The organism is Reyranella sp., from assembly GCF_044224635.1.
Classification (GTDB): Bacteria; Pseudomonadota; Alphaproteobacteria; order Reyranellales; family Reyranellaceae; genus Reyranella.
On sequence record NZ_JBGAKA010000052.1, the window covers coordinates 31,444 to 46,351 of the forward strand.

15 protein-coding genes are annotated in these 14,908 nt (G+C 66.2%); 14 read left to right on the top strand and 1 reads right to left on the bottom strand.

The genetic code is table 11. From position 1 onward, the window contains the following. Positions 1 to 104: 104 nt before the first annotated feature. The 14 genes from ACILR9_RS31330 to ACILR9_RS31395 all read left to right on the top strand — a co-directional run bounded on the left by ACILR9_RS31330 (position 105) and on the right by ACILR9_RS31395 (position 13,791). Positions 105 to 632 carry a shikimate kinase gene (locus ACILR9_RS31330; protein WP_395713909.1) on the top strand — a complete coding sequence of 176 codons (528 nt, stop codon included), beginning with the start codon at positions 105 to 107 and terminating at the stop codon, positions 630 to 632. Continuing rightward, a complete protein-coding gene (gene aroB / locus ACILR9_RS31335; RefSeq protein ID WP_395713910.1) occupies positions 629 to 1,780 on the top strand; it encodes a 3-dehydroquinate synthase in 1,152 nt (383 codons plus the stop codon). The genes ACILR9_RS31330 and aroB overlap by 4 nt, the downstream gene beginning before the upstream one ends. A 6-nt stretch (positions 1,781 to 1,786) precedes the next feature. Further along, complete coding sequence (locus ACILR9_RS31340) at positions 1,787 to 3,088, top strand: HlyC/CorC family transporter (RefSeq protein WP_395713911.1); 1,302 nt, start codon at positions 1,787 to 1,789, stop codon at positions 3,086 to 3,088. Between the two features lie 33 nt (positions 3,089 to 3,121). Next, positions 3,122 to 3,772: a DUF2889 domain-containing protein gene (locus ACILR9_RS31345; RefSeq protein WP_395713912.1), complete on the top strand. Its 651-nt coding sequence runs from the start codon at positions 3,122 to 3,124 to the stop codon at positions 3,770 to 3,772. A gap of 173 nt (positions 3,773 to 3,945) precedes the next feature. After that, entirely contained in the window at positions 3,946 to 4,416 is a 471-nt protein-coding gene (locus ACILR9_RS31350; RefSeq protein ID WP_395713913.1) for a hypothetical protein, read from the top strand. Positions 4,417 to 4,545: 129 nt separating this feature from the next. After that, positions 4,546 to 6,057, top strand: coding sequence for a UxaA family hydrolase (locus ACILR9_RS31355; RefSeq protein WP_395713914.1), 1,512 nt, complete (start codon positions 4,546 to 4,548; stop codon positions 6,055 to 6,057). 211 nt (positions 6,058 to 6,268) lie between these two features. After that, entirely contained in the window at positions 6,269 to 6,475 is a 207-nt protein-coding gene (locus tag ACILR9_RS31360; RefSeq protein ID WP_395713915.1) for a cold-shock protein, read from the top strand. 141 nt (positions 6,476 to 6,616) lie between these two features. After that, positions 6,617 to 6,928 (top strand): hypothetical protein, encoded by a 312-nt coding sequence (locus ACILR9_RS31365; protein WP_395713916.1) that lies wholly within the window; start codon positions 6,617 to 6,619, stop codon positions 6,926 to 6,928. Further along, positions 6,925 to 7,053, top strand: coding sequence for a hypothetical protein (locus tag ACILR9_RS31370; protein ID WP_395713917.1), 129 nt, complete (start codon positions 6,925 to 6,927; stop codon positions 7,051 to 7,053). The genes ACILR9_RS31365 and ACILR9_RS31370 overlap by 4 nt, the downstream gene beginning before the upstream one ends. A 56-nt stretch (positions 7,054 to 7,109) precedes the next feature. After that, positions 7,110 to 9,191 (top strand): adenylate/guanylate cyclase domain-containing protein, encoded by a 2,082-nt coding sequence (locus tag ACILR9_RS31375; RefSeq protein WP_395713918.1) that lies wholly within the window; start codon positions 7,110 to 7,112, stop codon positions 9,189 to 9,191. 388 nt (positions 9,192 to 9,579) lie between these two features. Beyond that, the gene (locus tag ACILR9_RS31380) at positions 9,580 to 10,290 is read left to right on the top strand and encodes a methyltransferase domain-containing protein (protein ID WP_395713919.1); all 711 of its coding nucleotides are present in this window, start codon (positions 9,580 to 9,582) and stop codon (positions 10,288 to 10,290) included. 1 nt (position 10,291) lies between these two features. Continuing rightward, positions 10,292 to 12,031, top strand: coding sequence for a transporter substrate-binding domain-containing protein (locus tag ACILR9_RS31385; RefSeq protein ID WP_395713920.1), 1,740 nt, complete (start codon positions 10,292 to 10,294; stop codon positions 12,029 to 12,031). Beyond that, positions 12,028 to 12,690, top strand: coding sequence for a hypothetical protein (locus ACILR9_RS31390; RefSeq protein ID WP_395713921.1), 663 nt, complete (start codon positions 12,028 to 12,030; stop codon positions 12,688 to 12,690). The genes ACILR9_RS31385 and ACILR9_RS31390 overlap by 4 nt, the downstream gene beginning before the upstream one ends. A 240-nt stretch (positions 12,691 to 12,930) precedes the next feature. Further along, positions 12,931 to 13,791 carry an SDR family oxidoreductase gene (locus ACILR9_RS31395; protein WP_395713922.1) on the top strand — a complete coding sequence of 287 codons (861 nt, stop codon included), beginning with the start codon at positions 12,931 to 12,933 and terminating at the stop codon, positions 13,789 to 13,791. Positions 13,792 to 13,861: 70 nt separating this feature from the next. Here ACILR9_RS31395 and ppk2 read toward each other — a convergent pair whose 3' ends face one another. Continuing rightward, a complete protein-coding gene (gene ppk2, locus ACILR9_RS31400) occupies positions 13,862 to 14,809 on the bottom strand; it encodes a polyphosphate kinase 2 (RefSeq protein WP_395713923.1) in 948 nt (315 codons plus the stop codon). Between the last annotated feature and the right edge of the window lie 99 nt (positions 14,810 to 14,908).

A 14,908-nucleotide genomic window follows, 5' to 3' on the forward strand; every position in this document is an offset into this window, starting at 1 on the left:
AGACGCCGCACCCGCGGGCTGGCTTGAAACAGCCGCCGGAATGGGCGACATCCTCCCGACAGCTCGTCATGGACGCCCCAATACCCCTATCATTGCCGCGCACCGTGGCCCTCGTCGGCCTGATGGGCGCCGGCAAGAGTGCCATCGGCAAGCGCCTGGCCATTCGGCTTGGCCTGCCTTTCGTCGATGCCGACGACGAGATCGAGCGCGCCGCCGGCTGCTCGATCGCCGAGATCTTCGCCAAGTATGGCGAGGCCGACTTCCGCGCCGGCGAGCGCCGCGTCATCGCCCGCCTGCTCGACCGGCCCTCGCACGTCCTGTCGACCGGCGGCGGCGCCTACATCGACGCCGACACCCGGGCCTTGATGCGCGCCAAGGCCATAACCGTGTGGCTGCGCGCCGATCTCGACGTCCTGTTCGACCGGGTGAAGAAGCGCGGACACCGGCCGCTGCTGCGCCAGGGCGATCCGAGGGAGATTCTCGGCCGCCTGATGGCCCAGCGCTATCCGATCTACGCCGAAGCCGACATCGTGGTCGAATCGACCGCCCAGCCGGCCGATCGCACGACCGAGCAGGTGATCGATGCGCTGCGCCTCCACCTCGAAGCGACAGCGGAAAAGGCTCCGGCATGAACGCCCCGACCGAAGCTGCAGACCAGGCCCGACGGACCATCCGGGTCGATCTCGCCGGACGCGCCTACGACATCGCGATCGGCCCGGGCCTGCTCGACCGTACCGGTGAGCTGGCGGCAGGGCTTCTCGCCGCCCCGCGGGTCATCATCGTGAGCGACCACACCGTGGCGCCGCTCTATGCCGCCCGTCTCGCCGCCGCCTTCGAGAAGACCGGCGTACGGACCCGCGTGCTCGCCGTGCCGGCCGGCGAGACCAGCAAGGAGTTTACCGGCTTCGGCCAGCTGATGAACGACCTGCTCGACCAGCGACCGGACCGCAAGACCACCCTGGTGGCGCTGGGCGGCGGCGTGGTCGGCGACCTCACCGGCTTTGCCGCCGCCGTGCTGCTGCGCGGCGTCGACTTCATCCAGGTGCCGACGACCCTGCTGGCCCAGGTCGATTCCTCGGTCGGCGGCAAGACCGGCATCAACACGCGCCATGGCAAGAATCTGGTCGGCGCCTTCTATCAGCCACGCCTGGTCGTCATCGACACCGACCTGCTCGACACCCTGCCGCGGCGCGAGCTGCTGGCCGGCTACGCCGAGGTCGCCAAGTACGGGCTGATTGACGAGCCCGATTTCTTCACGTGGTGCGAGGAAAACGGCGCTGCCCTGCTGGCCGGCGATGCGGCCAGGCGCAGTTACGCCATCGAGCAGAGCTGCCTTGCCAAGGCCCGCATCGTTGCCGCCGACGAGCGCGAGACCACCGATCTCAGGGCCCTGCTCAATCTCGGCCACACCTTCGGCCACGCGCTCGAGGCGGAGACCGGCTTCGGGCCGGATCTGCTGCATGGCGAGGCGGTAGGCGCCGGCATGGCGCTGGCTTTCGACCTGTCGGCGCGCATGGGACTGTGCCCGGCCGTCGATGCCGAGCGCGTGCGCCGCCATCTCGCCGCGGTCGGTCTGCCGGTGCGCCTGCGCGCGATCGGCGGCGGCAATCGGCGCGACTGGCAGACTGCGCGCCTGATCGATCACATGCGCGGCGACAAGAAAGCCGAGGCCGGCAAGCTCACCTTCGTGCTGGCACGCGGCATCGGCCGAGCCTTCGTCTCGCGCGACGTCGATGAAACGGTCCTGCACGGTCTGCTCGACGACGCGATCGCCGCCTGATCCCGCATGGACCCGGATATTCAGTTCGATCTGCCGATCTCGGTTGCCGTCCCGCTGGTGCTGATCTGCCTGGCGCTCGGCGCCTACATGTCGGCGGCGGAAACCGCAGTGACCGGCGCGTCGCGCCCGCGCATGCATCGCCTCGCCCAGCAGGGCAATCACCGTGCGACCATCGTCAATGGCCTGCTCGACCGCAAAGACGAGGCGGTAAGCGCCGTGCTGCTGGGCAACAACGTCGTCAACATCCTGTCCGCCTCGCTCACGACCGCGGTACTGACGGCGATTTTCGGGGCGGCGGGCGTGGTCTACGCCACGATCATCGTCGGCATCCTGGTGGTGATCTTCGCCGAGGTCATGCCCAAGACCTGGGCCCTGTTGCGCGCCGATCGCGTCGCGCTGCTCATGGCCCCCTCGCTGGTCGTCACGCTCGCCATCCTGGGGCCGCCGGCGCGCACCATTGCCGCGGTCTCGCGCTTCTTCCTCGGCCTGCTGCGCGTCCGTGTCGACCGTACGCCCGACGCCGAGGAGCACGCCGATGTCCTGCGCGGCGCCATCGAGTTGCATGGTCAGGATCTGACCGACGAGGCGGCCCCCGCCGAGAAGGCGATGCTGCGCTCGGTGCTCGATCTCGGCGAGCACACCGTGTCCGACGTCATGACCCACCGCGGCGCCGTGGTCCTGATCGACGCCGACCAGCCGGTCGCCGCCATCGTCGATGAAATCCTGGCCTCGCCCTATACGCGCATACCCGTCTATCGCGGCGAGGCCGACAACGTTGTAGGCGTCGTCCACGCCAAGGACCTGTTCCGCGCCGTCAAGGCAGCCGGCGGCACGGAGGACGTCAAGCTCGACGACGTCATGACGACCCCCTGGTTCATCCCCGAATCGACCGTCCTGTTCGACCAACTGCAGGCGTTTCGCGCCCGGCACGAGCATTTCGCCATCGTGGTCGACGAATACGGCGCGCTGCGCGGCATCGTGACGCTCGAGGACATCATCGAGGAGATCACCGGCGACATCGAGGACGAGCACGATGCCGTCAAGCGCGGCTTCGTCCCGCGCGAGGACGGCAGCGTGGTGTGTCGCGGCGACGTGCCGATCCGCGACCTCAACCGCGAGTTCGGCTGGGGCCTGCCGGAGGACGTCGCCATCACCATTGCCGGCCTGGTCCTGCACGAGGCGCGACGCATTCCCGAGGTCGGCCAGATTTATGCTTTCTACGGCTTCCGCTTCGAAATTCTGAAGCGCGAAGGCACGCGTATTGCAGAGTTGCGCGTCATGCCGCCAATCGACATACAAGCCGGCTGACCGAACGCCATCCCCTTTTCGAGAGGACCGACCATGCCGCTTTCGCCGCCAGTCGGGCGACAGCATCTCCATACGCGCCGCGTGACTTGTCAGGGCTTCTTCCGCGAGGACGGGCTATGGGACATCGAGGGCCACATCACCGACGAGAAGAGTTACGAGCATTCGAGCGAATGGCGCGGCCAGATGAAGCCGGGCGATTTCATCCACCAGATGTCGATCCGTCTGACGCTCGACCATCGCTACACGATCGTCGACGTCGAGGCGGTGACCGATCAATCGCCTTATCCGGTCTGCGGCAACGTCACGCCCGATTTCAAGAAGCTGATCGGCCTGCGCATCGCCGGCGGCTTCCATCGCGAGGTGCGCGCCCGCCTGGGCGGCGTGCACGGCTGCACCCACATCGTCGAGCTGTTGGGTCCGGTGGCGACGACGGCCTACCAGACCATGTCGTCGGGCCGAGCACGCGCCTTCAACGAGGCCCATCGCAAGCGCCAGGCGAATGGCACGGCGCCCGACCGGCCGACCGAGCCGAAGCGCAAGCCTTACGTCATCGACACCTGCCACGCCTGGGCAGCCGACGGCCCGGTGGTCAAGCGCTGGGCACCCGACTACTACAGCGGCCCCGACGCCGAGGCCGTACGCGCCGCCGCCGCCGGCAAGGAAGTCGAGCTCGAGGGCGGGTGAGATGGCTGGGGACGCGCCCCAACGCATTACATCCCCATGGCCGGAACATGGCGAAATGGGTGCGCAAAATCCCCAATCGGGGCAGGCCACGCAGGCGCCATTCGGCGCGTAGACCCCTTCGAGCGCGACTGAGTGACGGCACCGCCGCCGCCCGTCGCACGATGGAGGTTCACATGATGAGGCGTTTCGTTCTTGCCAGCATTGCCGCCGCGAGCCTCGCCGGAGCCGCGACTGTCGGCTCGGCAGTCATGACGCCGGCGGATGCCCAGGTCACCGTAACCTTCGGATCGCCACCGCCGCCGTTGCGCTACGAAGCGGTTCCGGCGCCGCGCGCCGGCTATGTGTGGGCGCCCGGTCACTGGCGACTGGTGCGTGACCAGTACGTCTGGTTCCCGGGCCAGTGGTACACGGCACGGGCGGGTTATCGCTACGTGCCGGAAGCCTGGGAGCGCATCGTCGTCAATGGTCGCGACCAGTGGCGCTTCGTGCCGAGCCGCTGGGATCGCAACGCCAACGGCGTTCCCGATCGCTACGAGAGCCGCAGCTGGGACCGCAACCACAACGGCGTTCCCGATCGCTACGAGAGTCAGCGGCGCAACTGGGACCGCGATCGCGACGGCATCCCGGATCGCTACGAGCGCTAAAGCGATTCTCATCTCATTCCCTCCCCAGCTTCGCTGGGGAGGGAATGAAAGAGCAGGCAGGTGCGCTTTCGGGCGCACCTGCCTATCATGGGATGCGCGGCAAGCCGCCTGATCTCCTGCGAGGACCCCATGACCGCTCCGCTCACCATTCGGCTGCATCCCGCCGACAACGTCATCGTTGCGCGCATGGACATCCTTCCCGGGACCACGGTCGAGGGCGACGTGGCGGCGGCGACGCGCGTGCCGCCTGGCCACAAGATCCTTACCCGGGCCATCAAGCAGGGCGAGCCGCTGCGCAAGTACAATCAGATCATCGGCTTCGCCGGCGAGGACATGGCGCCCGGCACGCACATCCACACGCACAATTGCGTCATGGGCGATTTCGAGCGCGACTATGCCTTCTGCATCGACGCCCATCCGACCGAGTTCATGACACCGCAAGCGACCTTCCAGGGCTATCGCCGATCGGATGGCCGCGCTGCCACGCGCAACTACATCGGCATCGTCACGACGGTGAACTGCTCGGCGGCGACCAGCCGGATGATCGCCAACCACCTGCAGCCGCTGCTCGCCAAGTACCCCAACATCGACGGTGTCGTGCCCCTCACGCACGGCGGCGGCTGCGGCATGGCGGCCTCCGGACTGGAGATGGACGTGTTGCGACGGACCCTGGCGGGCTACGTGCGCCATCCCAACATGGCCGCTGTCGTGGTGCTCGGGCTGGGCTGCGAGACCAACCAGATCTCCGGCCTGATGAAGGCCGAGGGCCTGACGGAAGGCCCCAAGCTTATCCCGATGGCAATCCAGGACGAAGGCGGCGTCGCCCGGACGGTCAGGCGCGCCGTCGGCTTTCTCGAGGAGCTGTTGCCGCAAGCCAATGCCGTCGAGCGCGAGCCGATCCCGGCCAGCGAGCTCATCCTGGCGCTGCAGTGCGGCGGTTCGGACGGCTATTCCGGCATCTCGGCCAACCCGGCGCTGGGCGCCGCGGTCGACCTGCTGGTGCGTCACGGCGGCACGGCCGTGCTGTCGGAGACGCCCGAAATCTACGGCGCGGAGCATCTGCTGACCCGGCGTGCGGTGTCGCGCGAGGTCGGCGAGAAGATCGTCCAGCGCATCCGTTGGTGGGAGGATCACTGCGCACGGACCGGCGGCGAGATGAACAACAATCCATCGCCCGGCAACAAGGCCGGCGGCTTGACGACGATTCTGGAGAAGTCGTTGGGCGCCGTGGCGAAGGGCGGCACGACCAACCTGGTCGATGTTTACGAGTACGCCCAGCCGATCACGGCGAAGGGTTTCGTCTACATGGATTCGCCCGGCTACGATCCAGTGTCCGCTACCGGACAAGTCGCAGGCGGCGCCAACGTTCTGTGCTTCACCACCGGCCGCGGCAGCGTGTTCGGTTGTAAGCCGACGCCATCACTCAAGCTTGCAACGAATAGCTCCCTCTATCGACGCATGACTGACGACATGGATATCAATTGCGGCACCATCGTCGATGGCGAGGAGACGATTCAGGACAACGGGAGACGCATCTTCGAGCTCATCCTGAAAACTGCATCGGGACAGAAGACAAAATCGGAAGCGCTCGGCATCGGCGACGATGAGTTCGAGCCCTGGAAGATTGGTGCAACCATGTGAGGATGTCAGTGCAACCAACTTGACTTCCCGGCGTTACATCCTCATATGCCGGCTTACGACTTACGAACTTGGCTATGCCTTGGCGGTCAGCCACAACGGCCCAGACGACCCCACGAGCTGCTTTCCAATTTCTTCGAGTTGTCGTGGACCGTGCAAACGAGCGCGGGCCACGCTTATTCGTGGGCCGTTTTCTGCCGAGGAGAGAGAAGTAATGGCAACAGGTACTGTCAAGTGGTTCAACGCCACCAAGGGTTTCGGTTTTATCCAGCCGACTGATGGCGGCAAGGACGTCTTCGTCCATATCAGCGCCGTCGAGCGCTCGGGACTGAACGGCCTCAACGAGGGGCAGAAGATCAGCTACGAGATCGCTACGGAGCGCGGCCGCTCGGCCGCCGTCAACCTCAAGTCTGCCGACTGACGGAGACTGCACCGTCGCGTTCGGCCATGGGCCGAGCGCGACGGGTTTGACTCCTTTGCGACCGAATTAAGTCTACCCCTCCGCGTGCCGGCGTGCTGTCGGCGCGCCTGTCGTGCTATAATGCCGTTTGGGGTGCGGCACATGTCGGTCGAATTGCACTACGAGGCGCTCGGCGGGATCGCGCGGCGATTGCAGGCGTGCGAGCTTTCAGCTGTCGAACCGACCCGGACGATACTCGACCGCATCGAGCGGCGCGACGGTCGGCTCAAGAGCTTCGCCACGGTTGTGCCGGAACATGCGGACTCACCGGCCTCGAGCCGACATCGGGTCTCGCCAGCTGCGCCGGCGTCTTTCCCGCTTGCCGAGTCGCTCGATCATGTCGGCCCGATGTGCCGTAGCGCCCTTGATGCCGCGCTGGGCGGACATCCCTTGCCCACCTTGCCGGCGGCATGACCAGCGACGGCGTGCCCATCGGCTTCCAGATCGTCAGCCATGCCTTCGACGAGACGGGGATCCTGGCCGGCCGCCGTGCCTATCAACGGGCCACCGACTGGCATCTCGAGCGGCCACTCCTGTGAGCGCGGATGGGCAAAATGGACGCTGAATCATTGTTACTGTACGATTGCTGCAGCACATGAGAAGCATTTTCCGGAACAATCTCAGGCTCAAGCCGAGCATTCTGGCGTCGTTCGCCTTCCTGACCGTTCCGGTGTTCTTCACGGTCATCATCGTCAATTACATTTCCAACGACAGCATCGCCCGCGCCAACGCCGCAGAGCTCGTCGAGCGCTTCCGGGTCGATGCGCTGGCCAACATCCAGGCCGACTTCAACCCGTTGAAGTCGCTGGTCCGTTCGGCGGCCTCGATCGGCAGCCAGGACCCCGGCTTTTATGCCGACGACCGCAGCTTCCGCTATTTCTACAGTATCGTCCTGCACAGCACGAAGATCGTCAGCGCCTATGTCGGTCTGCAGGACGGCTCGTTCCGCCAGACGCGGCGGGTCGATCCCGGCGTGAGCATCCAGGGCAAGCTTCCGCCAGAAGGGTCGCAATTCGCCTTCCGTTGGGTCGTCCCGACCGCCGGCCAACCGCTGCTCGACCACTATACGTTTCTCAATGCCGACCTGAAGGAGCTCGGCAGCACAAAGGAGGTCACGACCTACGACCCGCGCGTGCGGTTATGGTATCGCAGCGCCGAGCAGGCCGGGACGACGATGATCTCGGATCCCGACATCTTTGCCGCCCTCGGTTTGATCGGGTTTACCGTCGCCGCGCCCTTCTACCTCGACGGCAAGCTCGCGGGCGTGGCCGCCGCCGACGTCACCCTGGATGGCCTCGGCACCTATCTGGGCGAACGCAAGATCAGCCCCGGCACGCTAAGCTACATCCTCGATCACCAGGGGCGCGTGATCGCCGCCTCCGACCTGTCCAAGACCTACGCCAACAACGAAGGCCGGCTCGAGCTGCGCCACATCACCTCGCTCGACGACGATCTGCCGGCGATGGCCTACAGCGTGCGTCCCCGGAAAAGCGAGGACATGTACTTCTTCATGCACGGCGGTCGCGAGTACATCGCCAGCATCACGACCCTGCCGCAGGAATTCGGCAAGCGCTGGCAGCTCTTCGTCATCACGCCGGTCTCCGACTTCACCGGCACCTTCCAGCACAACAACATCCGGCTGGCGATCTTCGGCCTGCTTGCGACTGTCGTGCAGATCATCATCATCTACTTCCTCACCAGCGTCGTGTCGTCGCCGCTCGAGCGCATGGCCTTCAAGGTCGGCAAGATCCAGGATTTCGGCGGCGAGCAGCTGCCGTCGGTCCGCTCGTCGATCCGCGAGATCGCGGTCCTGTCCAAGGCAATCGACACGCTCGACGCTGCCGTGAAGTCGTTTGCCGCCTTCGTGCCCATGGGTCTGGTCACCCAGCTGCTTCAATCGGAGCAGAAGCTGGAGCTCGGCGGCCACAGCCGCTTCCTCACCATCTTCTTCTCGGACCTCGAATCCTTCTCGACCCTGTCGGAGGAGATTCCGTCGCAGGAGCTGTTGTTGCGCGTCTCGGCCTATCTCGAGCTCGTCACCAAGACGGTGAACCAGGAGCACGGCACGATCGACAAGTTCATCGGCGATGGCGTCATGGCGTTCTGGGGCGCTCCGGCGTTGCTGGATGATCATGCCTGGCGCTCGTGCGTGGCGGCGCTGCGCATCCAGCGCGGCATGGATACGTTGAACGAGCGCTGGCGAGCCCAGGAGCTGAAGCCGCTCAATGTCCGCATCGGCATCCACAGCGATGCGGTGCTGGTCGGCAATATCGGCTCGCGCGAGCGCATGAGCTACACCGTGATGGGGGACGGCGTGAACGTCGCGGCGCGGCTCGAGGGCATCAACAAGGAATTTCACACCCGCATCTGCATCAGCCACAACGTCTTCAAGGAGGCCGGCGAACGGCTCTGCGTGCGGCCGATCGACGACGTCATCGTCAAGGGCCGGCGGTCGAAGGTGCCGATCTACGAGCTGGTCGGCGTGTACGGCGCCGACGATCCCGGGCTCGAACCGGACGAAGCGGTGGTGAAGCTGTGCAAGATGACGCGCTTCGCCTACGAAGCCCTGATCAAGGAAGACAATGTCCTGGCGGCGCGGCGCTATCGCGACATTCTCGAGCAGTTTCCCGACGATCCCATCGCCGCGACTGTCCTCAAGCGGCTGGTCGCGGCATGACAATCCACTGGAAGCGCTTCTGTGGCGAATCATCGTCTTCCGGACCGCGAGCGTCTCGCTCGCTCGAGCCCATGAGCGAGCGAGACGCTCGCGGTCCGGGAGAAGGAAGAATGCCCCACGGGAATGGCGCGCCCATGGGCGCCAACCTTGGTCGAAGACCCGCCAAGATCCTCATCCTGAGGAGGCCGCCTAGCGGCCGTCCCGAAGGATGGGCTGCACACGAAATCACCGAAACAGCGGTGCCGCGGCACCCGCTATGGTGCCGACCAAAGGGCGAAGGTTACTTCGCCCGAATCGAGACGCGGCCCTCCGGGTCGCTCCTCAGGGTGAGGTCCCTTTGTAAGTTAGCGTCTATGAGTGGCGCGCTCCCGGCACTCGAGAGCTCGCCGTGACGGACGCCAGCCTGCTTTCCAGCGCGCGCGAATCTCTCGCCGTCCTGCGACCGAGCGAATACACTGCTGCGCTCATTCAGGTCCTGCAAGCCGAGGCCAATTCGGTGCGCGGCGCGACCGTGCTGGAGATCGGTTCGGGAAGCGGCGTCGTGCTGGCGGCCGTCGCCGCCCTGGGCGCAGCCACGGTCTGCGGCATCGATATCGAGCAGGACGCGGTGACCTCGGGACGGCTGCTGCTGCACGAGCTCGGCCATGGCGAGGTCTCGGAATTTCACCGTGGCGATCTCTGGGAGCCGGTGCTCGGGCGGCGCTTCGACCTGATCGTGGCCAACCTGCCGCACTTCCCGATGGCGAGCAATCACGTGCCCGGCCGCCTGCCGTCCTGGAGCGCGGGCGGACCCGACGGCCGCTATCTGCTCGATCCGTTTCTCGAAGGTCTCGAAAGTCACCTGACGCCGCACGGACGAGCCATCATCACCCACAACGCCTTCGTGAGCCTCGAACGGTCGCGCGAGATGGTCGCGCGCAGCGGGCTCGCCTTGCAGGCGGCATTGACGACCTTGGTCTACATTCCCGAGGACAAGCTCGCCTGCATGACCGATCACGTTCTGGAGGCCGAGGACGGCCGTTCGATCCATCGCTACGGCCGTTATGCGTTCGGCGAGATGCATATCCTCGAGATCGGCGCGCCCGGAACGGTTGGCTGACGTGACACGGATCCACTGCTTCTCACGCGCCCTGATCGGCATCGTTGTCGGTGCGCTGATCATGGCCGGGCTGGTCCTGCAAGGAGCCCGGGCTCAGGGTGCCAGCTCGCCCGACGCCGCCCTCGGGCGGTTGCTCGACGCAGCCCGCGCGACCATGCCGGGGGCCTGCGTGCAGGGCGATGCCGATCGCCTGACTCGCATCCTGTGTGCCAAGCGCATCAGGATCGGGGTCCGCGACTACTACCCTCTGTTCGGCACCAGGGCCGGCGACAAGCGCGAAGGCTACGAGGTCGACGTGGGGTTGGCGATCGGCCGCATGCTGGGCGTCGAGGTCGAGTTCGTCCGTGTCAACGCTGCGACCCGCATCCCGCTCCTGGCCGAGGATCGCATCGACCTCGCGATCGCGACCATGGGCCACAATACCCAGCGCGACAGCCAGGTCCGGTTCATCCGTCCGCACTACTACCAGTCCGAGACGATCGTCGTCGGCCCCCGTGACCTGGCGGTGGCGAACACGACCGACCTGCCGGGCCGCACAGTGTGCGTGACCATCGGCAACGGCTCGAACGCCGAACTGGTCTCCCAGGGCGCTCGCCTGATGCTGTTCGACGAAGCCGGCGTGCTGCCGGACCGCCTCAAGGACGGCACCTGCAATCTCGCCGCGCAGGACGACAGCTTCTTCGCATACTATTTCACCGACGCGGATTTCTCGGCCGCATTCTTTCCCAAGTTCGGCTTCGCCCAGGTCCCGTGGGGCATGGCGGTCGCCCGCCAGGGCAGCGACCGGCTGGCGCACGCGCTCGACCTGATCGTCCAGATCTTCCATCGCGACGGCGTTCTCATCGACATCGCGCGCACGCACCGGATCGGATTGGCGTTCCTGCAGCGCCAGCAGCGGGTGTGGCGCAGCGTGGAGTGCAACGTCGAGACCGGCTCGACGAACCCCAATTGCATCCTGCCGCCGCTCGACGCGGCCTTGAAGCCGACCTCGTTCGCGCCCGAGGTGACGGCCTTCGAGGATTGGGTGGAAAAGCAGGCAGGCATCGACCTGACCCTGCCGATGCTCAAGACGGCCCCGGCCTGGTCGATGTTCAAGGATGGCGTGGTCAATTCGCTGATCCTGATCGCCGGGGCGCTGATCGCCACGCTTGCCCTGGCCGTGCTGTTCGGCGCAGCGATGGCGGCCCGGTCAGCCCTGGTCCGCTGGCCGGCACGAACCTTCACCGTGGCGCTGCAATCGTCGCCGATCGTGCTCACCCTGGTGGTCGCCGCGGCGATTTCCCATGCGCTGTTCCCCTTCTCCGACACGGTGGCGCTCGGCGCCGCCATCGTCGCTCTCGGCCTCGCCAACGGCTGCAATGCCGGCCAGGCTCTCGCCGAGGCGGTGTGGAGCCTGCGCGCCGAGCAGGGCACGGAGGCGGCGCGCGCGACGGCTCCCGGCACGCTGCGCGGCAGCGGGCTGTTCGCGCACGCGCTCGGTCGGTCGGCGACCCAGATCGTGGCCTTCCTGGTCAACGCCGCCAAGGGCACGCCGATCGCGAGCTTCATCGGCGCGCCCGAGCTGTTGAGCGCGCTCACCGACATCACCTCGTTCTCCAGCGGCCGCGTCACCACCTACAGCCTGCTGCTGGTGTTCTACACCGTCGTGGTGATGATCGTGGTATGGCTGTGCGGCAAGCTCAGGGTCTATCTCGAGAGCCGACAGGCCCGGGTCGACGATGCCGGCAAGGTGCCGGCATGATGTCGCTGGTCGAGACCCTGTCAGCCGACTTCCTGCCGCGCTTCCTGGCCGGCATGGCGGTCAATTTCGAGATCGCGGTCATCTCGATCGCCATCGGCCTTGCGTTCGGAGCCCTGCTCGCCTTTGGGCGGCTGGTCGGTGGCGCGCTGGGCGGCTTGTCGGCCGCGATCGTCGCGCTCATGCGGGCGGCGCCGACCTTCGTCGTCATGTTCTTTCTGCTGAACGCCATTCCGCGTGACGCCAAGCTGTTCGGCATGCCCTTCGCGCTGTCCGGCGTCATGACGGTGGCGCTCTCCCTGGTGCCGTATTCGGCCGCCTACATCGCCGACGCCGCCGTCGACGCGCTGCGCCATCTGCGTGGCGGGACGATGCTGGGCGCACTGCTGTTCCTGCCCAACGTCACCCGGGCCTTCTTCGTGCTGGTGATGTCATCGAGCGCCGGGGCGGCGATCGGCGTCACCGAGGGCATCACCGTGATCCTGCGCCAAGCCGAGAAGCTGCCGGCGCTCGATGAGCGGCTGGTCCTGTTCGCAATCGGCGTCGTGATGTTCGGCATTCCCCTGCAGCTGGCCTTCGTGCTGATCAGCCTCATCCAGAAACGGTTGAGCCGGGTCATCGTGCAGGCGCCGCCGACCGAGGCAGCGCAGTCGGGCAAGTGAGCCATTGCTGGGAGCGCCGACTCGCCGCGCCGTCATCCCCAGGGTATTCGCATGGGGGCGCTCTTTCATTCTCCTCCCCAGCGTCATCGCTGGGGAGGTGTCGCCGTCATCGGCGACGGAGGGGTCATGAGCAGCAGGACTGAGGCTCATGACCCCTCCGCCCCCGATTACGGGGGCACCTCCCCAGCGAAGCTGGGGAGGAGAATGAAAGGAGCGCTGTCAACCCGATCGAGAGACTCCATGCAATATCATTCCGTCTTCCGGCCCGGCCTGTTCGCCGGCCAGGTCATCATCGTCACCGGCGGCGGCTCGGGCCTCGGTCGCTGCACTGCGCACGAGCTCAAGTCGCTCGGCGCGCGCCTGGCGCTGATCGGCCGCACGGCGGAGAAGCTCGAGCAGGTGAAGCGCGAGCTCGATGATCCTGATGCCTTCACCTTTGCCGCCGATCTGCGCCAGGAGGACCAGGTTCGGCGCGCCGTCGACGGCGTTCTGTCCTGGGCGGGCCGCATCGATGGCCTGGTCAACAATGCCGGCGGCCAGTTCCCCGCCAGGCTCGAGGACATCTCGCTGAACGGCTGGAATGCCGTGGTCGCCAACAACATGACGGCGACCTTCCTGATGTCCAAGGAGGTCTATCGCCGCTCGATGCGCGACCATGGCGGCGCGATCGTCAATGTCGGTGCCGACTGGGAGCTCGGCATGCCCGGCATGGGCCACAATGGTGCGGCGCGCGCCGGCCAGACCAACTTCACCTACACGGCCTCGGTCGAGTGGGCCCATTCGGGGGTGCGGGTGAATGCCGTCCTGCCAGGCTTCATCGCCTCGTCGGGTCTCGACCGCTACCCCGAGCGCGCCCACGACGTGCTGCGCAACGTGCGCGGACGCATCCCGATGAAGCGCCACGGCACCGAATCGGAGATCGCCGGCGCCATCGTCTACCTGCTGAGCGAAGCCGCCGCCTACGTCACCGGCATCGCGCTCCGGGTCGACGGCGGGTTGCACAACAACAGCAAGTCGAACTTTTACGAGGTGCCGGACCACGACCGATCGAAGCCGTTCAACGGCTTCCCGCTGTATCGGCGGCCAAAGGTGCTGGATTAGTTCTTCTCCTCCCCAGATTCGCCGCGGAGGAGAATGAAGAACAGGAAGATGAAGCGGCGGACGAAGTCCGTCAGTACACCGAGGGCACGTACATGGTCTGCGGCACGGGCGTGCGTGCGTAGTCGGGCTTGTGCTCGCGCGCCGGCAGCACGATGGGCTGGTGCTCGACCTCGGCATAGGGAATCTGCTGCAGCAGATGATGGATGCAGTTGAGCCGGGCCTTCTTCTTGTCGTTGCCCTCGACCACCCACCACGGCGCCTCGGGGATGTGGGTGCGCGCCAGCATCTCCTCCTTGGCCTTGGTGTAGTTCTCCCAGCGACGCCGCGATTCGAGATCCATCGGGCTGAGCTTCCACTGCTTGAGCGGATCATGGATGCGCATGAGGAACCGCTCGTTCTGCTCCTCGTCGCTGATCGAGAACCAGTACTTGACGAGCACGATGCCCGACCGCACGAGCATGCGTTCGAACTCCGGAACAGTGCGGAAGAATTCCTCGACGTCGTCGTCGCCGCAGAAGCCCATGACGCGCTCGACGCCGGCGCGGTTGTACCAGCTGCGGTCGAACAGGACGATCTCGCCGCCGGCCGGCAGATGTGGCACGTAACGCTGGAAGTACCATTGGCTGCGCTCGCGGTCGGTCGGCGCCGAGAGGGCCACGGTGCGGCAGATCCGCGGATTGAGGCGCTGGGTCACCCGCTTGATCACGCCGCCCTTGCCGGCGGCGTCGCGGCCTTCGAACAGCACGACAACCTTGAGCTTCTGGTCGACCACCCAGTCCTGCAGCTTGACCAGTTCACCCTGCAGGCGAAGCAGCTCCCGGAAGTACTGGTGGCGATCGGCGCTGTCCCCCTGCCCCACCCCGCCGAGGTTGCCCCCGCCGAGGTTGCCTCCTCCGAGGTTGGTCGTGCGGTCCAGCATGTCGTCATCGATCTCGAGCTCCAGCTCTTCATCGATGCTGTCGGCCAGCTCGTTGCGCAGCTTCTCTGCCAGACTCCGCTCGCCTTTCTCGACGCTCATTGCAGGCTCCTCCACCGCGGTGACTTGGGAAAGTGCGGCTCTCTTGTGACAACTTCGAGACTTTGGACTTAAAGTCCCGGCAGTGGCTTGGTGCGGGGT